The 22878-nt window shown below is 70.9% G+C and carries 21 protein-coding genes and 1 riboswitch; of the genes, 3 read left to right on the top strand and 18 right to left on the bottom strand.

Translation table 11 applies throughout. The features are described 5' to 3' along the window. Positions 1–12: 12 nt before the first annotated feature. Both AABM36_RS06255 and rpsO read right to left on the bottom strand, forming a co-directional pair. Positions 13–2268, bottom strand: coding sequence for a polyribonucleotide nucleotidyltransferase (locus tag AABM36_RS06255; protein WP_019310894.1), 2256 nt, complete (start codon positions 2266–2268; stop codon positions 13–15). A gap of 274 nt (positions 2269–2542) precedes the next feature. After that, positions 2543–2812 (bottom strand): 30S ribosomal protein S15, encoded by a 270-nt coding sequence (gene rpsO / locus AABM36_RS06250; RefSeq protein ID WP_019310893.1) that lies wholly within the window; start codon positions 2810–2812, stop codon positions 2543–2545. Positions 2813–3000: 188 nt separating this feature from the next. Here rpsO and mtnN point away from each other — a divergent pair, with 188 nt between their 5' ends. Both mtnN and AABM36_RS06240 read left to right on the top strand, forming a co-directional pair. Continuing rightward, entirely contained in the window at positions 3001–3762 is a 762-nt protein-coding gene (gene mtnN / locus AABM36_RS06245; protein WP_019310892.1) for a 5'-methylthioadenosine/S-adenosylhomocysteine nucleosidase, read from the top strand. 77 nt (positions 3763–3839) lie between these two features. Then, entirely contained in the window at positions 3840–4712 is an 873-nt protein-coding gene (locus tag AABM36_RS06240) for an aldo/keto reductase (protein ID WP_052239274.1), read from the top strand. 211 nt (positions 4713–4923) lie between these two features. Here the strand turns inward: AABM36_RS06240 and AABM36_RS06235 are convergent, their stop codons facing one another. From AABM36_RS06235 to rimP, 9 genes are all read right to left on the bottom strand, one after another. Beyond that, complete coding sequence (locus AABM36_RS06235) at positions 4924–5952, bottom strand: bifunctional riboflavin kinase/FAD synthetase (protein ID WP_019310890.1); 1029 nt, start codon at positions 5950–5952, stop codon at positions 4924–4926. Between the two features lie 45 nt (positions 5953–5997). Beyond that, the gene (locus tag AABM36_RS06230) at positions 5998–6465 is read right to left on the bottom strand and encodes a hypothetical protein (protein WP_019310889.1); all 468 of its coding nucleotides are present in this window, start codon (positions 6463–6465) and stop codon (positions 5998–6000) included. A 44-nt stretch (positions 6466–6509) separates the two neighbouring features. Then, positions 6510–6881, bottom strand: coding sequence for a hypothetical protein (locus AABM36_RS06225; protein WP_019310888.1), 372 nt, complete (start codon positions 6879–6881; stop codon positions 6510–6512). Next, entirely contained in the window at positions 6881–8059 is a 1179-nt protein-coding gene (truB, locus tag AABM36_RS06220; protein ID WP_019310887.1) for a tRNA pseudouridine(55) synthase TruB, read from the bottom strand. Before truB ends, AABM36_RS06225 begins: the two co-directional genes overlap by 1 nt. Before the next feature lie 5 nt (positions 8060–8064). Beyond that, on the bottom strand, positions 8065–8526 hold the full coding sequence (rbfA, locus tag AABM36_RS06215) for a 30S ribosome-binding factor RbfA (RefSeq protein ID WP_019310886.1): 462 nt from the start codon (positions 8524–8526) through the stop codon (positions 8065–8067). Between the two features lie 213 nt (positions 8527–8739). Next, entirely contained in the window at positions 8740–11631 is a 2892-nt protein-coding gene (gene infB / locus AABM36_RS06210; RefSeq protein WP_019310885.1) for a translation initiation factor IF-2, read from the bottom strand. 125 nt (positions 11632–11756) lie between these two features. Beyond that, positions 11757–12089, bottom strand: a complete 333-nt coding sequence (locus AABM36_RS06205) for a YlxR family protein (RefSeq protein ID WP_019310884.1) — start codon at positions 12087–12089, stop codon at positions 11757–11759. A 127-nt stretch (positions 12090–12216) separates the two neighbouring features. Then, positions 12217–13194, bottom strand: coding sequence for a transcription termination factor NusA (gene nusA, locus AABM36_RS06200; protein WP_019310883.1), 978 nt, complete (start codon positions 13192–13194; stop codon positions 12217–12219). A 149-nt stretch (positions 13195–13343) separates the two neighbouring features. Continuing rightward, positions 13344–13835, bottom strand: a complete 492-nt coding sequence (rimP, locus tag AABM36_RS06195) for a ribosome maturation factor RimP (protein ID WP_019310882.1) — start codon at positions 13833–13835, stop codon at positions 13344–13346. Between the two features lie 96 nt (positions 13836–13931). On the opposite strand from rimP, the gene AABM36_RS06190 reads away from it, so the two are divergent. After that, entirely contained in the window at positions 13932–14984 is a 1053-nt protein-coding gene (locus AABM36_RS06190; RefSeq protein WP_029603517.1) for a hypothetical protein, read from the top strand. Between the two features lie 37 nt (positions 14985–15021). Here AABM36_RS06190 and AABM36_RS06185 read toward each other — a convergent pair whose 3' ends face one another. The 7 genes from AABM36_RS06185 to AABM36_RS06155 form a co-directional block, all read right to left on the bottom strand. Continuing rightward, positions 15022–15828, bottom strand: a complete 807-nt coding sequence (locus tag AABM36_RS06185) for a sulfite exporter TauE/SafE family protein (RefSeq protein ID WP_019310881.1) — start codon at positions 15826–15828, stop codon at positions 15022–15024. Positions 15829–15849: 21 nt separating this feature from the next. Continuing rightward, on the bottom strand, positions 15850–17676 hold the full coding sequence (locus tag AABM36_RS06180) for a proline--tRNA ligase (protein WP_019310880.1): 1827 nt from the start codon (positions 17674–17676) through the stop codon (positions 15850–15852). Positions 17677–17775: 99 nt separating this feature from the next. Further along, a complete protein-coding gene (locus tag AABM36_RS06175; RefSeq protein WP_423445288.1) occupies positions 17776–18633 on the bottom strand; it encodes a GNAT family N-acetyltransferase in 858 nt (285 codons plus the stop codon). After that, complete coding sequence (gene ispG, locus AABM36_RS06170) at positions 18630–19796, bottom strand: flavodoxin-dependent (E)-4-hydroxy-3-methylbut-2-enyl-diphosphate synthase (RefSeq protein WP_019310878.1); 1167 nt, start codon at positions 19794–19796, stop codon at positions 18630–18632. Before ispG ends, AABM36_RS06175 begins: the two co-directional genes overlap by 4 nt. A 179-nt stretch (positions 19797–19975) precedes the next feature. After that, positions 19976–20632 carry a methionine ABC transporter permease gene (locus AABM36_RS06165; protein WP_019310877.1) on the bottom strand — a complete coding sequence of 219 codons (657 nt, stop codon included), beginning with the start codon at positions 20630–20632 and terminating at the stop codon, positions 19976–19978. Next, complete coding sequence (locus AABM36_RS06160) at positions 20632–21684, bottom strand: methionine ABC transporter ATP-binding protein (protein WP_019310876.1); 1053 nt, start codon at positions 21682–21684, stop codon at positions 20632–20634. Before AABM36_RS06160 ends, AABM36_RS06165 begins: the two co-directional genes overlap by 1 nt. Continuing rightward, complete coding sequence (locus tag AABM36_RS06155) at positions 21681–22562, bottom strand: MetQ/NlpA family ABC transporter substrate-binding protein (protein WP_019310875.1); 882 nt, start codon at positions 22560–22562, stop codon at positions 21681–21683. The genes AABM36_RS06160 and AABM36_RS06155 overlap by 4 nt, the downstream gene beginning before the upstream one ends. Before the next feature lie 91 nt (positions 22563–22653). After that, a riboswitch (SAM riboswitch) is annotated at positions 22654–22768 on the bottom strand. Positions 22769–22878: the final 110 nt, after the last annotated feature.

Here is a 22878-nt window from a genome sequence, read left to right as displayed (position 1 = left end):
GGTGACCTCTGCTCAGTTCTCGTCCTCGGACGCGGCGTCCGAGTCGGATCCGGCCACCACCGGGGCGAGCGACAGCTTGCCGCGGTCGTCCACCTTGGTGATCTCCACCTGGACCTTCTGGCCCACGGACAGGACGTCGTCCACCTCGTTGACGCGCTTGTCGTCGTTGAGCTTGCGCATCTCGGAGATGTGCAGCAGACCGTCCTTGCCCGGGGTGAGGGACACGAACGCACCGAACGTGGTGGTCTTGACCACGGTGCCCAGGTAGCGCTCGCCCACCTCCGGGACCTGCGGGTTGGCGATCGCGTTGATCGCCGAGCGCGCGGCCTCGGCGGAGGGGCCGTCGGTGGCACCGATGTACACGGTGCCGTCGTCCTCGATGGAGATGTCCGTGCCGGTGTCCTCCTGGATCTGGTTGATCATCTTGCCCTTGGGGCCGATGACCTCGCCGATCTTGGAGACGGGGACGTTCACGGAGATCACGCGCGGGGCGAACTCGCTCATCTCGTCCGGGGCGTCGATCGCGGAGGTCAGCACGTCCAGGATGTAGAGGCGGGCCTCACGGGCCTGGGTCAGCGCGGACGCCAGCACGGAGGCGGGGATGCCGTCCAGCTTGGTGTCCAGCTGGATGGCCGTGACGAACTCGGAGGTGCCGGCGACCTTGAAGTCCATGTCGCCCAGGGCGTCCTCGGCACCGAGGATGTCGGTCAGGGCCGCGTACTGGACCTCACCGTCCACGGTGTCGGAGACCAGGCCCATGGCGATGCCCGCCACAGGGGCGCGCAGGGGCACACCGGCGTTGAACAGCGACAGCGTGGCGGCGCACACGGAGCCCATGGAGGTGGAGCCGTTGGAGCCCAGCGCCTCGGAGACCTGGCGGATCGCGTAGGGGAACTCCTCGCGCGAGGGCAGCACGGGGGTGATCGCACGCTCGGCGAGGGCGCCGTGGCCGATCTCGCGGCGCTTGGGGGAACCCACGCGACCGGTCTCGCCCGTGGAGTACGGCGGGAAGTTGTAGTGGTGGATGTAGCGCTTGCTCTTCACCGGGGACAGCGAGTCGATCTGCTGCTCCAGCTTGAGCATGTTCAGCGTGGTGACACCCATGATCTGGGTCTCGCCGCGCTCGAACAGCGCGGAGCCGTGCACGCGCGGGAGCACGTCCACCTCGGCGCTGAGCTGGCGGATGTCCGTGAGACCGCGGCCGTCGATGCGCACCTTGTCCTTGAGGATGCGCTGGCGCACGGTCTGTTTGGTCAGGGCCTGGTAGGCGCCGTTGACCTCGTCCGCGCGGCCCTCGAAGGGCTTGCCCTCCCCGGTGAGCTCGGCCAGCGTGGACTGGTGCAGCTCGTCCGTGGCGGCCTCGCGCTCCTGCTTGCCGGCGATCGAGTAGACCTGGGCCATGCGCTCGCCCGCGAACTCCTCGACGGCCTGGGCGGCGTCGTCACCGAAACCGCCGAAGCGGGGCAGATCCAGCTCGGGCTTGCGGTTGCGGGCCGCGAGGTCCGCCTGGGCGTCGCACAGCGCCTTGATGAACGGCTTGGAGGCCTCGAGGCCCTCGGCCACGAGCTCCTCCGACGGCGCGACGGCACCCTGGCCCTTGATGAGCTCCCACGCGTTGTCGGTGGCCTCGGCCTCGACCATCATGATGGCGACGTCCTGGCCGCCGTCCTTGGTGGTCACCACGCGGCCGGCCACGGCCATGTCGAACACGGCGTTCTCCAGCTGGGAGTGCTTGGGGAACGCGATCCACTGGTGGCCGCCGTTCTCCTCTGCCATGAGCGCCATGCGCACGCCGCCCACGGGGCCCTGGAAGGGCATGCCGGAGAGCGTGGTGGACATGGAGGCGGCGTTGATCGCCACGGTGTTGTAGATCTCGTCCGGCGCGATGGACATGACGGTGACGACCACCTGCACCTCGTTGCGCAGGCCCTTGCCGAACGCGGGGCGCAGCGGGCGGTCGATCAGGCGGCACGTGAGGATCGCGTCCGTGGACGGGCGGCCCTCGCGGCGGAAGAACGAGCCGGGGATGCGGCCCGCGGCGTACATGCGCTCCTCGACGTCCACCGTCAGAGGGAAGAAGTCGAAGCCCTCACGGGGGTGCTTGCCCACGGCCGTGGCCGAGAGCATCGAGGTCTCCTCGTCGATGTAGACCATGGCCGCACCGGCGGCCTGACGGGCGAGCCGCCCGGTTTCGAAGCGCACGACGCGCTGTCCGTAGGAGCCGTTGTCGATGACGGCTTCTGCACTCTGGATCTCGGGACCCTCCACGGGTCACCTCCGTTTCTTCGTGGTGCGCAACCCGCGCGACACACCGGTCTTCGATCGAGGCGCTCGCACCGCTCCCGCGTTGCGAAGGCCACTGTCGAGGACCGCGACATGCGGCGGGCTGCACAGTCTGATGGTTGGTTCTGTGGTTGCGGGTCCTGTGGACCCGGTCGGCTCGCGTCACCGCGGGCCGCGGCGGTGTCCGTCACGGACAGCGCCGGGTGTGGTGATTCCCCGCGCTCCCGGTGGGGAGGGCGGGGAATCGCCGGGACTCACATCACTTGCGCAGGCCGAGGCGCTCGATGAGCGCACGGTAGCGGGCGATGTCAGTGCGACGCAGGTAGTCAAGCATGCGACGACGGCGTCCCACCAGGGCCATGAGGCCGCGACGGGTGTGGTGGTCGTGCTTGTGCATCTTCAGGTGCTCGGTCAGATCGGAGATCCGGCGAGACAGAACGGCGATCTGCACCTCGGGTGAACCGGTGTCGCCCTCGTGGGTGGCGTACTCGGTGATGATCTGGTTCTTGACAGCGGCATCCAGTGCCATGGGTAACTCCTAGAGTCAGTACCGTGACCGCCCGGTGCGTGAGATTCCCGCCCGGGGTCCGGGGCGTGCCCCGGGGCCCGACCGCCACGGACCGCAGTCAGACCGTTGACCATCCTAGCCGATGCCGCCGCGGAGCACCGCACCGCTCCCCTGGCGTGCGTGTCCGAGCGGACTGGGACAATGGTGGCATGCACAGCACAGACACGTCCGACGACGCCGCCCTGTTCGCCGCCTGCGTGGGCGCACCCGCCGTGGTGGTCGCCATGGCCGAGGAGGCGCAGCCCTTCCTCGACCTCGCCACGGCCCGCTGCTCGATCCCCCAGCAGGTGGGAGGCGCGCAGCTGCACGCCCTGGAGCTGGAGGGCGGGCCCGTGCTCCTGGTCCGCACGGGCATCGGGCTGGTCAACGCGGCCTCGGCGCTGACGTCCGCCCTCGAGCGGTTCGAGCCGAGCGCCGTCGTGTCCGCGGGGTCCTGCGGCGGGCTGCGCGCGGACGTGAACGTGGGCGACCTCGTGGTCGGGACGCAGTTCCGCTACGCGGACGCGGACGCGACCGCCTTCGGGTACGCCCCGGGGCAGGTGCCCGGGATGCCCGAGTCCTTCACCGCCGCCGAGCCCCTCGTGACCGCGGCGGAGCGCCTCACCGCGGAGGAGGGACGGCAGCTGTGGCGCGGCACCATGCTCTCCGGCGGCTCGTTCGTCACCGCCGAGAACGTGGGGGCCACCCGTGACGTCTTCCCCGAGGCGCTGAGCACCGACATGGAGACCACCGCCCTGGCGCAGGTGTGCACGGGCCACGGGACCCCGTTCCTCGCGGTGCGCAGCATCTCCGACCTGTGCGGCCCCGCGGCCGACCAGCAGTTCCACCTGGAGCTGGACGTGGTCGCACGGATCAGCGCCCGGGCTGTGCTGCGGGTGCTGCCCGCGCTCGAGGGCGCCGACCGGGCGTGAATCCAGGATCACCGGGGATACTGTCCGGTGAGAGCAGTGCACCAGACCAGACAGGCATCGAGGAAGACGAGGAACGCATGAGCAAGGACAAGACCCAGGACCTCCGGGACACCGCGCCGGAGGTGGCCCCCCACGTGATGCGGGACGGCCACGAGATCCCGCAGCTGGGCTTCGGCACGTACCCCATGGACGACGCCGAGGCGGAGGCCCTGATCCCGGAGGCCCTGTGGCGCGGCTACAGGCTCATCGACACCGCGGTGAACTACGGCAACGAGCGCGGCGTGGGCCAGGGCATCCGCCACAGCGGCATTCCCCGGGACGATCTGTTCCTGACCTCCAAGATTCCCGGACGCGACCACGGCCGGGCGAGCGTGCGCCGCTCGCTCGAGGAGACCCTCACACGTCTGGGCACCGACCACCTGGACCTGTACCTGATCCACTGGCCCAATCCGGGCGTGGACCAGTACGTGCAGACCTGGCAGGAGATGCTGGCCGCGCGGGACGAGGGCCTCGTGCGCTCCGTGGGTGTGTCCAACTTCCTGCCGGAGCACCTGCTGCGGCTCGAGCGGGAGACCGGGGAGATGCCCGTGGTGAACCAGGTGGAGCTGCACCCGCAGTACCAGCAGGAGGCTCTGCGCCGGTTCAACGAGGAGCACCGCATCCTCACGCAGGCGTGGTCCCCGCTGGGCCGCAAGACCGACCTGCTGCAGGACGAGTGGCTCGCGGAGATCGGGCGTCGGCAGGGACGCACTCCCGCCCAGGTGGTGCTGCGCTGGCACGTGCAGTCCGGCATCGTGCCGATCCCCAAGTCCTCCAACCCGGAGCGGATGGCCGAGAACATCGACGTGTTCGGCTGGGAGCTCACGGACGAGCAGATGGAGCGGTTGCGCATGATGCACACCGGGATCAGCGGGTCCGGATTCGATCCGGCGGTGCACGAGGAGATGTGAGTCCACCGGCCGCGGGGTCATCTCCCCGCGGCCGGTGCTCGACAGAGACGGCACCGGCGGTCAGGCGTGTTGCACGACCCCTGCCGCGCCCGGGCCGACGACGCCCCGGGCCACGGCACGTGGGCGCAGCATGGGAGCCGTGCGGCGCGGCGCAGCGCGGGCACGTGCGCCGGGAGCGGTCGGGCCGCCGATCCCTGCGGCGTCGGAGCCGTCAGTCCGCGGTGCGCTCCCCCGTCTGCCGCTGTTCGCGCAGGATGTCGCGCGTGCGTCTGACGTCGTCGCGCATCTGCAGCACGAGGGCGTCCACTCCCCGGTAGGCCACCATGCCGCGCAGCCGTTCCACGAACTCGACCACCACGGTCTGCCCGTAGAGGTCAAAGTCCTCCACGGCCTCCTCGGGGCGGTCGATCACGTGGGCCTCGACCTGACGGGTGACGCCCTCGAACGTGGGGTTGGACCCCACGGAGATCGCGGTGGGCCACCGGGCGCCCTCCTGGTCCACGAGCCACCCGGCGTAGACACCGTCCGCGGGGATGAAGCCCGTGGCCTCCGGGGCCAGGTTGGCGGTGGGAAAGCCGAGCTGCCGGCCACGGGCCGCACCGTGGACCACCTCGCCACGCATGCGGTGGGGCCGACCGAGCAGCTGGGCGGCACCCGTGATGTCACCCGCCTCCAGGCACGAGCGAACCCAGGTGGACGAGCAGCGCCGATCCTCTCGGCGTGGCGCGGAACCGTCCGTGTCATCGGCGTCCGCTGCCACGGGGGTTCCGGGAACGTCCTCCACGACCACCACGTCGAAGCCGTGCTGGTGTCCCAGCTCGCGGATGGCGGTGAGGTCCCCCGAGTTGTCCCGGCCCAGCCGGACGTCGGAGCCGATGACCAGGGAGACCATGCGCAACGGGTTCACGAGGTAGTCCACGAGGAACTCCTCGGGGCCGAGCTCGGAGAACTCCAGGCTGTACGGCAGGACGAGCACGGCGTCCACACCGGTCTGCTCGAGCGCGTCGAGCTTGTCCTCGAGGCCCATGATGAGGCCGGGGTGGGACTCCGGACGGTGCACCAGCGCGGGGTGCGGGTCAAACGTGACCACCACCGAGTGCGCCTCACGCCGCCGGGCGGTGTCCAGGAGCCGGGTGAAGACCTCCTGGTGGCCCCGGTGGACACCGTCGAAGTTGCCGATGCTCACCACGGAGGGACCGAATCCAGGCGTGACCTCGTCCAGGCTTCTCCAGCGAATCACAGCTCTCCTCGATGTCTTCTCGGCTGGTGGCGCATCTCGTAGAGCCTACCGCTCCGCGCGGGACGGCCGCGTCACCCAGAGCCACGCGAGCCCCACCACGGGGAGCACGAGGGGGATGTAGCCGTACCCCGCGCCGAAGTCGGACCACACGCTGGCCTTGGGGAACAGCTCGGGGTGCAGGACGCTCAGCAGTCCCACGCCGAGCACGCCCACGAGCTCCACGAGCACCGCGGCGGTGGCCACGCGGTGCCAGCGCGCGCCGGAACGGGACAGGGCGATCGTGGCCACCACGTACACGGCGGCGGAGAACGTGGACAGCAGGATCGCCAGGGGCGCCAGGCTGAACTCGGTGGCCAGCTGGTACAGCGAGCGGACACCCGCGGAGAGGGAGAAGACCCAGTAGACCACGATCAGCACGCGGCCGAAGCCGGTGCTCTTGCGGTCGTGCCGCCGGGCACCCGAGCGGCGGCCGAAGCGCTGCTGCAGGGTGCTGTGCGAGGTCTCGCGGTCCATCGTCTGTCCTTCCGTGAAGTGCTGGGGTGCGGGCGCGCCAGGGGTCACTGGTAGTACCAGATGTAGTTCATGCGGTAGACCATCACGATCACCACGGGGCCCGCGGCCGCGAGGATCAGCGTGGACCACCGGGACCGCTCCACGAGGGACCACACGAACGTGCCCGCCGGAATCAGCAGCGCGGTGAGGAGGTACCCCCAGTACTCCAGCACGCTGCCGGAGGCCGAGGGGCCGAGGACCGGCAGCAGCAGCGAGCCCACGCAGTACACCAGCAGGAACGCCTCGAGGACCAGCACCGAGCCCTGGGAGAAGTCGTCCGGTGCCCGACCTCGCAGTGCCTGCACGAGGCAGACCACGCAGGAGAGCACACCGAGGACCACCGCGGCCCAGAACCACCCGTCGTATCCCCACAGCATCAGTCGTCCGCCCGCTCTCCGTGTGTCGTGTCCGTGTCTTCCGTGGTGGCTCCGCTCCCCCGGTCCTCACCCGGGGTCCCGGGGGCCTGGTCGGCAACGGCGTGCGGCTGCACGGAGTGTTCCGCCGCCCCGGGTGTCTCCCGTGGTGCCGGCTCGGAGAACGTGGTCCCCGCAGTGATCCCCAGCACCGAGGTCGTGTAGCGCTGCTCCGCACTCCCCCGGTTCTCGGCCAGGGCCACGAGCGTCCCGTCCGGCGCGAAGCACGCGACGGGAGTCTCCGCGGCTCCCCGGGCGGCGTCGTGGCGGGGAGTCCTGGAGGCCGGGATGCGACGGCCGTGGGAGAGGTCCGTGGCCTCCGTGGCCGTGAGCTCGCGCACCGGGAAGAGCTTCCGCGCGGCGTCGGCAATGGCCAGCGTGGTCACCGTGGCACCGGAGCGCACCTGTTCCGTGAGCTCCTCCAGCGTGTGGGCGGAGTCCAGCGTGAAGGATCCCACGCGGGTGCGCCGCAGCGCCGTGAGGTGTCCGCCCACGCCGAGGTCCTCCCCCAGGTCCCGGGCGAGCGCGCGGACGTACGTTCCGGAGGAGCACGTCACGGTCGCGTCCACGTCGATGGCCCTGGGCGCCCCGGGGCCGTCGCCCGCTGCGGACTCCGCGCGGCGGATCGAGTGCACCTCGAACCGGGACACCGTGACCGGGCGGGCCGGCAGCTGCACGTCCTCTCCGCTGCGCACCCTCGCGTAGGAGCGCTGACCGTCCACCTTGATCGCGCTCACCGCGGAGGGGACCTGCTGGATCTCGCCCGTGAGCCGCGCCACGGCGGCCATGACCTGCTCGTCCGTGATCCCGGCCAGCAGCTCGGGGTCCGCCGTGCGCGTGACGTCGCCCTCGGCGTCGTCGGTCACGGTGGCAGCCCCCAGACGGATGCCGGCGCGGTAGGTCTTGTCCGTGCCGGTGACCCAGGTGAGCAGCTTGGTGGCCTTCTCCACACCGATCACCAGCACGCCCGACGCCGCCGGGTCCAGTGTCCCGGCGTGACCCACCTTCCGGGTCCCCGCCAGTCGGCGCATGCGCGCGACGACGTCGTGCGAGGTCCAGCCCAGCGGCTTGTCCACGACCACGAGCCCCGGGACCCTCGGAAGGGACGGGGCCGGGGTGGGGACGTCCTCTCGCGCGCCCACCGCGCTCAGACCTGCGGAGTGCTGCGGGGGCCCTCGGCGTCGTCCTCGTCGGACGGTGTGCGGTAGGCGTCCTCCCCCGCCGCGTACTGGGCGCCCTCTGCCTGGGCCGCCACCTGGGCGTCCTTCTCACGGGCCGAGCGCAGCAGGGTCTCCAACCGGGCGGCGTCCGCGGGGATCTCGTCCGCCACGAACGTGAGCGTGGGGGTCAGCCGCGCGGTGATGTTCTTGCCCACCTCGGAGCGCAGGATGCCCTTGGCGGACTCCAGCGCGCGGGCCGTCTCCTCACGCTGCTCCTCGTCCCCGTAGACCGTGTAGTAGAGCGTGGCGTGCTGGAGGTCGTTGGTCACCCGGGCGTCGGTCACGGTCACGAAACCCAGCCGGGGGTCCTTGATCCTGCGTTCGAGAGCCTGGGCCACGATCACCTTGATGCGATCGGCCAGTCGTGCGGCGCGTGCGGCGTCGGCCATGGTGGAACTCCTCGTGTGCGGGCGGCGCGGCGCGCCGCCGAAGTCGGGGGGCGGAACCGCCGGAGCGGGTCCGCCCGGAGCGGCGCGTCGGGAACGCACCGCGGTGCGGGCGGATGCCCGGGGCCTCTGCGAGGAGTCCCCGGGCATCCGGTCACGCTGTCGTGCGCACCGGCCGCGGCGCCCCGCGAGGAGCGCCCCGGCCGGTGGAGCCTGTCAGTCGCGCGGCTTCTCGCGCATCTCCCAGGTCTCGATGATGTCACCTTCGTGGATGTCGTTGAAGGAGCCGAGCCCGATACCGCACTCGTAGCCCTCGCGGACCTCGGTGGCGTCGTCCTTGAAGCGGCGCAGCGAGTCGATGGTGAGGTTGTCCTGCACCACGTTGCCGTCGCGCACCAGGCGGGCCTTGCCGTTGCGGCGGACGATGCCCTTGGTGATGTAGGCACCGGCGATGTTGCCCCACTTGGAGGAGCGGAACACCTCGCGGATCTCGGCGGTGCCGAGCTCCACCTCCTCGTACTCCGGCTTGAGCATGCCCTTGAGCGCGCTCTCGACCTCGTCGATGGCGTTGTAGATGACCGAGTAGAACTTCATCTCCACACCCTCGCGGTCCGCGAGCTCCGTGACGCGCTCCGCCGGGCGGACGTTGAAGCCGATGATCACGGCGTTGTCCACCGTGGCCAGGTTCACGTCGTTCTGCGTGATGGCGCCCACGCCGCGGTGGATGACGCGCAGCTGGACCTCCTCGCCCACGTCGATCTTGAGCAGCGAGTCCTCGAGCGCCTCCACGGCACCGGACACGTCGCCCTTGATGATGAGGTTGAGGGTGTCGATCTTGCCCTCGGCCACGGCCTCGTCGAAGGACTCCAGCGTGATGCGCTTGCGACGCTTGGCCAGCTGGGCGTTGCGGTCCGCAGCCTCACGCTTCTCGGCGATCTGGCGGGCGGTGCGCTCCTCCTGGGTGGCCAGGAAGGTGTCACCGGCGCGCGGCACGGTGGACAGACCCAGCACCTGCACCGGACGGGACGGCGTGGCCGCCTCCACGGTGCGGCCCATCTCGTCGAACATCGCGCGGACACGGCCGTACGCCGCGCCGGCGACGATCGAGTCGCCGACCTTCAGCGTGCCGGACTGGACCAGCACGGTGCACACGGCACCGCGTCCCTTGTCCAGGTTGGCCTCGATGGCCACACCGCGGGCGTTCTTGTCCGGGTTGGCCTGCAGCTCCAGTGCACCGTCCGCGGTCAGCACGATCGCGTCCAGCAGGTCGTCGATGTTGAGGTTCTCGCGGGCGGAGACGTCCACGAACATGGTGTCGCCGCCGTACTCCTCCGGCACGAGACCGTACTCGGTGAGCTGGCCGCGGATCTTCTCCGGGTTCGCGTCCGGCTTGTCCACCTTGTTCACGGCCACCACGATCGGCACGTTGGCCGCCTGCGCGTGGTTCAGCGCCTCCACGGTCTGCGGCATGACGCCGTCGTCCGCGGCGACCACCAGCACGGCGATGTCCGTGACCTGCGCACCACGGGCACGCATGGCGGTGAACGCCTCGTGACCCGGGGTGTCGATGAACGTGATCAGGCGCTCCTGGTCGTCCACCTCGGTGGAGATCTGGTACGCACCGATGTGCTGGGTGATGCCACCGGCCTCGCCCTCGATCACCTTGGTGTTCCGGATCGCGTCCAGCAGACGGGTCTTGCCGTGGTCCACGTGGCCCATGACGGTGACCACCGGGGGACGCGGGGCGAGGACGTCCTCGCCCTCGGCCTCCAGCTCGGCCTCGAGGTCGATGTCGAAGGACTCGAGCAGCTCGCGCTCCTCGTCCTCCGGGGAGACCACCTGGATCTGGTAGCCGAGCTCGGCACCGAGGAGCTGGAAGGTCTCCTCGTCCAGGGACTGGGTCTGCGTGGCCATCTCACCCAGGTGGATGAGGACGGTCACGAGCGACGCCGGGTTGGCGTTGATCTTCTCCGCGAAGTCCATGAGCGAGGCACCGCGGCGCAGGCGCACAACCGTGCTGCCGTCGCCGTGGGGCACCGACACACCGCCGACGGCGGGTGCGCTCATCTGCTCGAGCTCCTGGCGCTTCGCCCGCTTCGACTTGCGGTGCTTGCCACGGGCACCGCCGCGGCCGAAGGCACCCTGGGTGCCGCCACGACCGCCGCGACCGCGGAATCCGCCGCCGCCACCGGGTCCGCCACCGGGACCGCCGCCACCGCGGCGCGGGCCGCTGCCCGGAGCCGGACGGCTGCCGATCGGCGCCACGCTCGTGGTCTGGCCGGGCATCATGTTCGGCGAGGGGCGAGGACCACCGGGACGGGGGCCGCCCTGGCCCTGACGGGGAGCGCCCGTGCGAGGCGCACCGGGACGCGGACCGCCCTGGCCCGACTGCGCGGGACGGGGGCCTCCGGGGCGCGGACCGCCCGGACGGGGCCCGCCCTGACCGGAGTTGGCCGAGCGCATGCCCTGCTGGGCTGCGAACGGGTTGTTGCCGGGGCGCGGTGCACCGGGCTTGGCGGAGCGCTGCTGGCCACCCGGACGAGGACCGCCGCGCTGCGCGCCGCCCTCGGAACGGCCCATCCCCTGCTGCGAGGCGAACGGGTTGTTCCCGGGGCGGGGAGCGGACTGCCCCGGCTTGGCGCCGGGCGCGGGGCTCTTGCGCGGGCCGGGAGTGGCGCCCGCGGGCTTGGGAGCGCTGCTCGCCGGGGCCTCGGGGGTTGCGGACTCCGACGACGGCGCGGCCGGCTCGGTTCGCTGCGGCGCCTCGGCCTTCGGGGCGGCGGCCTTCGGGGTCTCGCGCGCCGCGGGCTTCTCGGCCGGTGCGGCGTCGCTGGACGCGCCGGGCTTGGCGGGTGCCTTGGCGCCGGGCTTCGGGCCCGGGGCCGCGGGCTTCTTGGCACCCTGGGAGGGGGCCTTGGCCGCGGGCTTGGACGCCGCGGCGCTGTCGCCGCCGGCGGGGAACGCGGTGCGCAGCTTCTTGGCTACGGGCGGCTCGACCGTGGACGATGCGCCACGGACGAACTCACCGAGTTCCTGAAGTTTGGAAATTGCTTCCTTGGACGTGATTCCGAGCTCTTTCGCGAGCTCGTGGACACGGGGCTTGGCCACTGTTCTCCTGTCTCGGTCCGCACCGAAACAGGTACGAACCGTTTATCTTCCGTTGAAGCCGCCGCCGGACACGAGCGCGGTGCGCGGGTGTCCTGCACGGCTGCGGGGTGAGTACGTGGAGGTACTCATCGGCCGGCACTCATCGGTTTTCCATGGTCTTCTGACTCGCTTTCCTGGTGTTCGTCCTCCTGCACGGGCAGGAGCACGCGGAGCTGTTCCATGAGGTCCTGCGCGCTGACCGCGGTGCGGAACGAGCGGTTGAAGGCCCGTTTCCGGATCGCGAGGTCGACGCAGCGGGGGGTGGCGTGCACCCAGGCCCCACGGCCTCCCAACTGGCGGCGGAGATCCGCAACGACCCGGGGGCCGGCTGCGGTGCTCTCCGTCGTCACGCGGACGAGTTGATCGGGGGACGTCACGGTGCGACACCCCACGCAGGTGCGAAGGCTCGTGGTGCTCATCCCTGCCCCTCGTGTGCCATCCCCGTGGACCGCCCGGCGCCTGAGCGCGCACGGTCCCGACAGATGGTCCACCTGATCAGATCACAGTCTAGCGCGCCGGGCGCCGTTCCCCCGAATCCCGCGGGTCTCAGCGATCCGTTGCGCGGGACTCCGGGACGATGTCGATCTTCCAGCCCGTGAGCCGGGCCGCGAGGCGCGCGTTCTGTCCCTCCTTGCCGATGGCCAGCGAGAGCTGCGCGTCCGGGACGACCGCACGCGCGGAGCGGGCTGCCTCGTCCAGCACGACGACGCGCGAGACCCGGGCCGGGGACAGGGCATTGAGGATGAACTCGGCCGGGTCCTCGGAGAAGTCGATGATGTCGATCTTCTCGTCCCCGAGCTCGTTCATGACCGCGCGCACACGCGAGCCCATGTCCCCGATGCACGCGCCCTTGGCGTTCGCACCGGGGCGCGTGGCCTCCACGGCCATCTTGGTGCGGTGCCCGGCCTCGCGGGCCAGGGTGACGATCTCCACGGAGCCGTCCGCGATCTCCGGGACCTCCATCTCGAACAACCGGCGCACCAGGTCCGGGTGGGAGCGGGACAGCGTGATGGACGGGCCCTTGAAGCCGCGCTTGGCCTCCACCACGAACGCGCGGATGCGGTCGCCGTGGCGGTAGGTCTCTCCCGGGACCTGCTCGTGCGGGGGCAGCAGCCCCTCGACCGTGCCCAGGTTCACCTGGACCATCTTGGGGTTGTTGCCCTGCTGGATCTGGCCGGACACCAGCTCACCCTCACGGCCCTTGAAGTGGCCCAGGACGTTGTCGTCCTCGACGTCCCGCAGCTTCTGCAGGATCACCTGACGCGCGGTGGCGGCGGCGATCCGTCCGAAGCCGGAGGGGGTGTCGTCGAACTCGCCGATCCGGCGGTCCTCCTCGTCCAGCTCGGGCGCCCAGATGGTCACGTGGCCCGAGCGGCGCTCGACCTCGGCACGGGCGCCGTCGATCGCTCCGGGCGAGCGCATGTAGGCCAGCAGCAGCGCCTGCTCGATGGTGGGGATCAACACGTCCACGGGGATGTCCCGCTCGCGCTCCAGCAGTCGCAGGGTGCTCATGTCGATGTCCATGTGTCCGGCCTTCCTTCGCGCCACGCGGCTGTCCGGCCCGAGCGGGGCCGGGAACCAAACAGCGCGCCGCACGGGTGCGTGCGGTGCGCTGCTGCATGGGTCTCACGTCGTGATCTGTTGCAGGCCATGCTACATCGCCGGGCCCGGCCTCAGATCTCCACCTCGGACTTCGCCCCGCGGATGCTCGCGTAGTCCACGCGCTCGGGGTCCAGCAGCTTCACGGGCATGCCCTTCTTGGGCTGGTGGGAGCGCTGGACCACCGCGTGGTCGTCGTGCGCCTCGAGCAGCCGCGCCGTGAAGCGCTCGCCCTCGAGCGGCCGGATCCGCACCAGGTGGCCCACCGTGCGCCGCCAGTGCCGCGGCGTCTCCAGCGAGCGTGTGGCGCCCGGTGATGACACCTCGAGCTCGTAGGGCGGACCGGGCACGGGGTCCGTGCGGTCCAGGGCGTCAGAGATCTCCTGCGCCACGGCGGCCACCCGGTCCAGGCTCAGCGCGTCCGTGCCGTCCGGGAGGTCCACGAGGACCTGCAGGGTCCGGGTTCCGCCCTGTCCCTTCAGCTCACACTCCTCCAGGAACAGCCCGGCGGCCTCCACCACGGGCTCCACGGCGGCGCGGATGGGTGCATCGTGCTCGGAAGTCATCGGTCCTCTTTTCGTGCGCGCCCGGTGCTCCGGGCGCCTGTGCGGGTCGGGTGTCCTCCCTATCATGGAGCAGACCCGTCCCCCCGGAGGAATTTCGTGAGCTCCCACCCGTCCCCGGCCCCCGCGCGGCCCTGGCGCATCACGGCCGCCGTCCTCGCCGTGCTCCTCATCCTGGTGCTCGCGGGAGGCGCCTGGGCGTACTGGCGCCCCCTGTCCGAGCACGACACCGCCCGGCTCACCGCGCGCGCCACGGTCGAGTCCGTGCGGAGCGAGCTGACCCCGGATCCTGCCGTGCTTCCCGACGACGCCCTGGCTCAGCAGCTGGATGCCCTCGGTCCCGCGGCCACACCCGCGCAGCAACGACGCCTCGACGAACAGGGCGGGCAGTGGAACCCTCCGGCTGATCTGGCGGACGCCGCGGACCGGATGGCCCGCCTGTCCGTCGCAGCACCGGACGAGGAACTGGCCGGGAACACGGCCTCCGTGGCCGCGTCCTGGTGGGCCGCGCAGCAGAGCATGGGCGCGGAAACTCCCGCGCAGGCGCCCGACTCTCCGCTCGACACCGCCGGGGGCCCCTCCGGCGAGGGGGCGGGCCCGGCGACGGGCGGCCCGGGTGACTCCGGCCGGGGAACGAGCCCTGCCGCCGTGCCAACGAGTTCCTCCGGCGGGACGGGTTTTGACTCCGCACGTCCCGGGGCCATGCCGGGCACCGCGGATGCCGGCTCCCCCACCGGAACAGAGGCCCCGTGCCAGGAGGACCTGCTCGCCGCTGCGACCGCCCTGGACCGCTCCGCGTTCACCGCCGAGGCCGCCACCGCCGTGATGGCTGACGGTCCCGCCCGGGACACCGTGACCACCGTGGCGAACGACGTTCGCGCCACGCTGTCCCAGCCCCGGGTCGAGCCCCTGCTGGCGTGCGAGCCGTCACCCGTGGCGGCCCGGCACGACCTCCCCCGTGACCTGGCGGTGGAACCGGCGCGGAGCGTGGGACTGACGCAGCAGGAGACGGCACGCGCGCTGCTGGCCGCGGCGGCGTCGTCGCCCTCCGAGGACCGCGTGTGGCTGCTCACGGCCCTGCGGGACACCGTCCGCACGGCACAGGCCCTTGCTCCGCAGGAACCGGTGCCCGTGCTTCCCGCCGCGCCCTGAGTACGCACGGCCCTGAGCCCGCGCGGGGCCACGGACCTCACGAGCCGGAGACCACGTCCCACCCCAGTTTGACGATCAGCGCGGTGACCACCACGAAGAACACGACCCTGATGAAGGAGCTGCCCCGCGCCACGGCCGTGCGCGCGCCGAGGTAGCCGCCGGTCATGTTGCTCAGCCCAAGCACCAGACCCAGCCCCCACAGGACGGAGCCGTGGGCCGCGAACACGGCCAGCGCCCCGAGGTTCGTGGCCAGGTTCACGATCTTGGCCTTCGCGCTGGCCTCCAGGAAGCTGTACCCCAGCACGGACACGAGAGCGATGATGAGGAAGGATCCGGTGCCGGGGCCCATGACACCGTCGTAGAAGCCGATCAGCGCACCCAGCGCCACGGCCCGGGCGTAGTGGTGCGCGCCCGTGTGGCGCAGCTCGGTGAGCTGGCCCATGGACGGACGCGCCACCGTGAACACGAGCACCGCGATCAGTGCCAGCACGATGATCGGCGTGAACACGGACTCGGGCAGGGCCGCGGCCACCGCCGCGCCCCCGCCCGCCGCGAGCGCGGCCACCGCCGCCATCGGCAGCGCCGTGCGCAGGTCCGGGCGCACCCTGCGGTAGAAGGTCACCGCTGAGGTGGCCGTTCCGAACACGGAGCCCATCTTGTTGGTGGCCAGCGCCTGGACCGGGCTCAGTCCCGGGATCATGAGCGTGACCGGCAGCTGCAGCAGACCGCCGCCACCCACCACGGCGTCGATGAAGCCCGCGGCCAGACCGGTGACCATGAGCAGGGCGATCAGCCCGGGAGTTGCCGACTCCAGCCCGGAGCCGCTGAGGAACGAGGCATCCACCGTCCGTGCGTCGCGCGTCCGCTACAGGGACTCGGCTGCGGGGCCGTTCTGACCCTGCAGCTCGGCGGTGATCTCCGCGACCACCTGGTCCCGCCGGATGTCCCGGCTGGTGCCGCTGCGGCGGTCCTTGAGCTCGAGCAGGCCGTCGGCCAGCCCCCGCCCCACCACGAGCACCGTGGGCACACCGAGCAGCTCGGCGTCCCGGAACTTCACGCCCGGGGAGACCTTGGGACGGTCGTCGAAGAGCACGCTGATGCCCGCGGCCTCGAGGTGCGCCACGATCTCCTCGGCGGCCTCCAGCACCTCCGGACCCTTGCCCGTGGCCACCACGTGGAGGTCCGCGGGGCTGAGATCGCGCGGCCACAGCAGGCCGTTGTCGTCGTGGTAGAACTCCGCCACGGCCGCGAGCGCCCGGGTGACCCCGATGCCGTAGGAGCCCATGGTCACGGTGACCAGCTTGCCGTTGCTGTCCAGCACCTTGAGGCCGAGTGCCTCCGCGTACTTGCGGCCGAGCTGGAACACGTGGCCCATCTCCATGCCACGGGCGATCTCCAGCGGCCCGGAGCCGTCCGGTGCGGGATCGCCGTCGCGGACCGTGCAGGCCTCCAGAGTTCCGTCCCACGTGAAGTCGCGCTCCGCCACGAGGTCGTACACGTGGGACTCCGCGACGTTCGCGCCCGTGATCCAACGCGTGCCGGGCACCACCCGGGGATCCACGAAGTAGGGGATGCGGGTCAGGGACTCGGCGCCGAGCAGCGGCTCGTCCCGGGTCAGTCCCGGACCGATGTAGCCCTTGACCAGTTCGGGGACGGCCCGCAGCTCGTCCTCCGTGGCGGCCGCGACCTCCAGCTCACCACCCTCGCCGAGGGCCTCGCCGATGCCGGCCTCCACCCGCTTGAGGTCGATGTCCCGGTCCCCGGGAATGCCCACGGCCACGAGCTGTCTGCGTCCCTCCGGCAGGGAGACGGAGAGCACCACGTTCTTGAGGGTGTCCGCCGCGGTCCAGGGCTCGCCCTCGCGGGGGTGCAGCTCGTTGGACCGGGCCACGAGGGTCTCGATCGTGGGGCTGTCCGGCGTGCGGTGCACCTGTGCGGGCGGTGCGTCCGCGTAGTCCACGGACTCCGGGACCACGGTGGTCACGGCCTCCACGTTCGCGGCGTACCCGCCGGCGGAGCGGACGAAGGTGTCCTCGCCGACCGCCGAGGGGTGCATGAACTCCTCGGAGCGCGATCCACCCATGGCACCGGAGGTGGCGGAGACCGCCACCACGGGCAGCCCGAGCCGCTCGAAGATCCGCACGTAGGCCGCCCGGTGCTTGGCGTAGGACTCGTCCAGCCCGGCGTCGTCCACGTCGAAGGAGTAGGAGTCCTTCATGATGAACTCGCGCCCGCGCAGCAGACCGGCGCGGGGACGGGCCTCGTCACGGTACTTGGTCTGGATCTGGTAGAGCATCGCGGGCAGGTCCTTGTAGGACGAGTACATGTCCTTGACCAGCAGCGTGAACATCTCCTCGTGCGTGGGCGCCAGGAGGTAGTCCGCGCCCTTGCGGTCCTGCAGCCGGAAGAGGTTCTCGCCGTACTCGGTCCAGCGGTTGGTGGCCTCGTACGGCTCACGCGGCAGCAGCGCCGGGAAGTGGACCTCCTGGGCGCCGATCGCGTCCATCTCCTCGCGGACGATCTTCTCGACCCTGCGCAGCACGGCCAGGCCCAGGGGCAGCCACGTGTAGATGCCGGGGGCGGCGCGGCGGATGTAGCCGGCGCGCACGAGCAGCTTGTGGCTGTCGACGTCGGCGTCCACCGGATCTTCACGCAGGGTGCGCAGGAACAGGGAACTGAGGCGAAGCGGCACGAATAGGTCCTAACCGCCCGTGACCGGGCCGATCGAAGCTGCTGATGTCTGCGGCGAGTCTATCGCTGTGGCGCGTCCCGGGGGTCAGCCCCACCGTGCTCACAGGAGCACGGTGGCGAAATCCCCGTGACGGTGGAACCCCACACGGCGGTAGGTGGCCAGCGCGGGGGCGTTGTAGTCGTTGACGTAGAGGCTCACGGTTGGGGCCTGCCGCCGGGCCATGGCCACGGTCGCGGCCATGCAGGGGACGGCGAGGCCCTTGCCCCGGTGCTCGGGGGCCACCCACACCCCCTGGATCTGGCACACCCCGCCGTGCAGAGAGCCGATGTCGGCCTTGAACACCACGTCCCCGCGGTGGTCGGCGAGCACCGCGGTGCGACCGTCGCGCAGCAGGGACCGGATCCGCTCCCGGTAGCCGTGGGCGCCACTGCCCAGGGGCGAGTAGCCGACCTCCTCGGTGAACATGGCGGCCGCCGCGGGGAGCACCCGCTCGAGGTCCGCCTCGCTCCCCCAGTGCACGGAACTCGCGGGGCCGGCGAGCAGGCGGGGGTCGGGGTCTCGGTCCATGACCAGCAGGGGCTGCACTGGACGCACGTCGAACAGCGCGGGCCACGAGTCCCGCAGCCGCTCCCACAGTCCGAGCACCGGCTCTGCCGGGCCGAAGAACGAGGCGAAGCGGGGCCCGCCCCGGGCCAGGGCGTCCGCCACGAGGTCCGTTCCCCGCTCGTCCAGCACCACGGGGACCACGTTGGTCCCGGCCCAGCACGCACCCACGAGTTCCCCCGAGGGTGCGGCCACCCCGTACACCGGCGGGCGGCGGGCCCCGGAGGCACGAACCCGCTGCACGTGCGACGCCACGAACACGGAGGCCACCGGGTCCTGCGCGAGAAGCCGGTCCAGTGCCGCGGGGTCCACGGCGGCGGGTGCGAGCGCCCGCGCGCCCCGACGCCGGATCACCCGGCGGTCACGACCGGGGAGCCCTCCACGGGCTGGCCGTTCTCGTCCAGCTCCATGCTCTCGGCCATCTCGTTGGCCTGGGCCAGCAGGGTCTCCACGATCTGGTCCTCGGGAACGGTCTTGACGACCTCGCCCTTGACGAAGATCTGGCCCTTGCCGTTGCCCGAGGCCACCCCGAGGTCCGCCTCGCGGGCCTCGCCCGGCCCGTTCACCACGCAGCCCATCACGGCCACGCGCAACGGCACGGTGAGGTGCGCGAGCCCCTCGTTGACCTCCTCCGCGAGCTTGTACACGTCCACCTGCGCACGCCCGCAGGACGGGCACGAGACGATCTCCAGCTTGCGCGGGCGCAGTCCGAGGGACTGCAGGATCTGGTTGCCCACCTTGACCTCCTCCACGGGAGGGGCGGACAGGGACACGCGGATGGTGTCCCCGATGCCCTGGGACAGCAGGATGCCGAACGCGGTGGCGGACTTCACGGTGCCCTGCAGCGCAGGCCCGGCCTCCGTGACACCGAGGTGCAGCGGCCAGTCCCCGCGCTCCGCGAGCAGCTGGTAGGCCCGCACCATGGTGACGGGGTCGTTGTGCTTCACGGAGATCTTGAAGTCGTGGAAGTCGTGCTGCTCGAAGAGGGATGCCTCCCACACGGCGGACTCCATGAGCGCCTCGGGGGTGGCCTTGCCGTACTTCTCCAGCAGCCGCTTGTCCAGGGAGCCCGCGTTCACGCCGATCCGGATGGACACCCCGGCGGCCTCCGCGGCGCGGGAGATGCCCTCGATCTGGTCGTCGAACTTGCGGATGTTGCCCGGGTTCACGCGGACACCGGCGCACCCGGCGTCAATCGCGGCGTAGACGTACTTGGGCTGGAAGTGGATGTCCGCGATCACCGGAATCGGGGACTTCTTCGCGATGATCGGCAGGGCGTCGGCGTCGTCCTGGGACGGGCACGCCACGCGCACGATGTCGCAGCCCGCGGCGTTGAGCTCCGCGATCTGCTGCAGCGTGGCGTTGATGTTGGTGGTGGGGGTGGTGGTCATCGACTGCACGCTGATGGGCGACTCCGAGCCCACTCCCACGGATCCCACCCGGATCTGACGGGTTGTGCGCCGCGGGGACAGAACGGGCTGGGGCGCTGCGGGCATGCCGAGATTGACCGACGTCACGTGTTTCCTCCAGGGGAATCGACCTGCGGGGCCCGAGTCGCGCGCCCCGCGAACGTTGCTCCCCCCATTGTGCCCCACTCCTCCGACGTGGCTGACGCCCGCCGGTCGTCGGCATAACGACGCCGCCCCCGGCCACGCGCGTGCGTGGCCGGGGGCGGCGTCGAGCCCGGGACGGAAAGTCACCGGCGCATGATCTTGCGTGCGAGCCAGTTGCCGAAGAACTGCACGAGCTGGACCAGGATGATGATCACGATCACCGCGGCCCACGTGACCTGGTCGTTGAAGCGCTGGTAGCCCAGGCGCAGGGCGAAGTCGCCCAGACCGCCGGCACCGATCGCCCCCGCCATCGCGGACATGTCCGTGATGCCGATGACCAGGAAGGTGTAGCCCAGCACCAGGGGGCCGAGCGCCTCGGGGAGCACCACCGTGGTGATGATCTTCCACCGCGAGACCCCCATGGACCGGGCGGCCTCCACGACCCCCGGGTCCACGGTCATGAGGTTCTGCTCCACGATCCGCGCCACGGCGAACGTGGCGCCGATGGTCATGGCGAAGATCGCGGCGTTGGGCCCCAGCCGGGTGCCCACCACCGCCTCCGTGACCTGCCCCAGTGCCGCGAGCAGGATGATGAACGGGATGGGTCGCACGAAGTTCACCAGCAGGTTCAGCACGGTGAACACCGCGCTGTTCGCCAGGATGTTGCCCCGGCGTGTCACGTAGAGCCCCACGCCCACCGCGAGGCCCAGGAGCCCCGCGAGGACCAGGGTCACCGAGACCATGTAGAGCGTCTGCCCGGTTGCCTGCAGCAACTGCGGGCCGAGAGTGGACCAGTCCATTACTCGGACACCTCCTGGACCGTGGTGACCGCGCGCAGGGCCTCGATGGCCCGTGACACGGCGTCGTCGGGCCCGTCGAGGGACAGCGTGAGCGTCCCGAACGTGTGTGACTGCAGGATGGAGATCCCGCCGAACGCGATCTCGAAGGCCACGCCGTCCCGCGCGGCGTCGGAGAGCACCGAGCCGATCCTGTTGCGGTCGGTGACGTCCACGAGCACGAGCCGGCCCGGGTGCTCCGCCCGGAGCTTGGCGAGCTCGTCCTCCTGCGGCACGGTGCGCATCACGGAGGACACGAACTTGCGGGTGGTCTCCGCCCTCGGGTGCGCGAAGAGCTCCGCGGTGGTCCCGGTCTCCACGACCCGCCCGGAGTCCATGACCGCCACACGGTCGGCGACGGCGCGCACCACGTCCATCTCGTGGGTGATCAGCACGATCGTGATCCCCAGCTCACGGTTGACGCGTCGCAGCAGGCTCAGGACCTCCTGCGTGGTCTCCGGGTCCAGTGCGGACGTGGACTCGTCCGCGAGCAGCAGCTCGGGGTTGGTGGCGAGCGCTCGCGCGATGCCCACCCGCTGCTTCTGGCCGCCCGAGAGCTGCTCGGGGTAGTTGCCAGCGCGCTCGGTGAGCCCCACGAACTCGAGCAGCTCTGCCACCCGCGCCCTGCGGTCCTCCGGCTTCCACCCGGCCCGTTTGAGCGGGAACTCGATGTTGCCGGCCACGGTGCGGGACGTGAACAGGTTGAACTGCTGGAAGATCATCCCGATGTCCCGGCGGATCGGGGCCAGCTGGGTCTCGCTGCGGCCGTCCACCTGGCGGCCGGCCACCTGCAGGCTGCCGGACGTGATGGGTTCCAGGCCGTTGATGAGGCGCACCAGCGTGGACTTGCCGGCACCCGAGTAGCCGATGACGGCGAAGATCTCCCCGCGCCGGATGTCCAGGTCCACGGAGTCCACGGCGGTGACCGTGCGCGTGCGGCGCTTGGAGCCGGTCACGAAGACCTTGCTGACGTCCCGGAAGCTGACCAGTGTCTGCGCCTCGGGCGCCGGGCTCACTTGCTCTGCCCCTTGAGGTCCTCGGAGTAGCGGGACAGCAGGTCCTTGAGCTCCTGCTGGTCCACCTCGGTGGGCACCGCGGTGCCCTTGGTCTCCTGCTTCTCGGCCTCCAGCACCTTGTCGTCGTAGTAGAAACCCGCAACCTTCTTGAGGGTCTCGTTCTCCGCATTGGCCTGCGTGGCGGCGAAGATGTTGTCGTACACCTTGGCGCTGTCCGCGGTGGGGTCGTCCTGGGCCAGTGCCTTGTTCGGGTCCAGCCCGGCGCGGTCCAGGAAGTCGTTGTTCACCACGGAGGCGGCCACGGAATCCATGGACAGCACGGTCTGCTCCGCGGAGACGGGGCGGACCTTCACCTTGGACTTCTCGGTGTCCACGTCCTGCTCGGTGGGGGCGATCGTGTCCTTGGTGAAGGTCACCAGGCCCTGCTGCTCCAGCAGGCTCAGCGCCCGGGAGAGGTTGATGGAGTCGTTGGGAACGGCGATCTCGTCCCCGTCCTTGAAGTCGGCCACGGACTTCACGGACTTGGAGTACAGCCCCAGCGGGAAGATGGACGTGGAGCCCACGGGGGTGATCGTGTCACCCGAGTTGTTGTTGTAGTCCGCCAGGTAGGCGATGTGCTGGAACCAGTTCATGTCGATGTCCCCGCTCTTCAGGGCGGGATTCGGCTGGCTGTAGTCGCTGAAGTCCACGAACTCCACGGTGACGTCGTTCTGCGCCGCCACCTCCTTGAACGCATCCTGGACGGGGGTGGCGCCCACGATGCCGATGGTGATCTTGCCGTCGGCCATGGGATCGGTGTTCTCGGGGCCGCCGCACGCGGTGAGGGTCAGGCCCAGGGTGGTGGCCAGTACAACGGGGATCAGGCGCTTGCTTCGCACGGTGATGCCTTTCCAGGGTCGGGATACGGATGCGCGGAGCAAACAGTCCCACCTGGATGAGGGCAATGATCAGACACGTGCCATTCGAGGAAAACCGCACTTGCCGTGATCTGTTCGAACCGCGGCCGGATGGTCATCTGGGGCACCCCGCTACGGGAGAGGGTTGCCGTCCGGCCAGCCAGAGCTTCGCGCCGGATCTCGTCATCCGCCCAGAACTGTAGCACGGTGCTCGCAGGTTCCCGTACCGCCGGACGACGCCGCCCGGTCCGCCCCCGTCCGCACGGCGTCATCGCGTGCCACGGCGCACCCCGGGGCC

This window comes from Kocuria sp. KSNUG (assembly GCF_049532735.1).
Taxonomy (GTDB): Bacteria; Actinomycetota; Actinomycetes; order Actinomycetales; family Micrococcaceae; genus Kocuria; species Kocuria rhizophila.
Note: the sequence above shows the minus strand (reverse complement) of the source record. Positions and strands in the feature narration are given on the sequence as shown.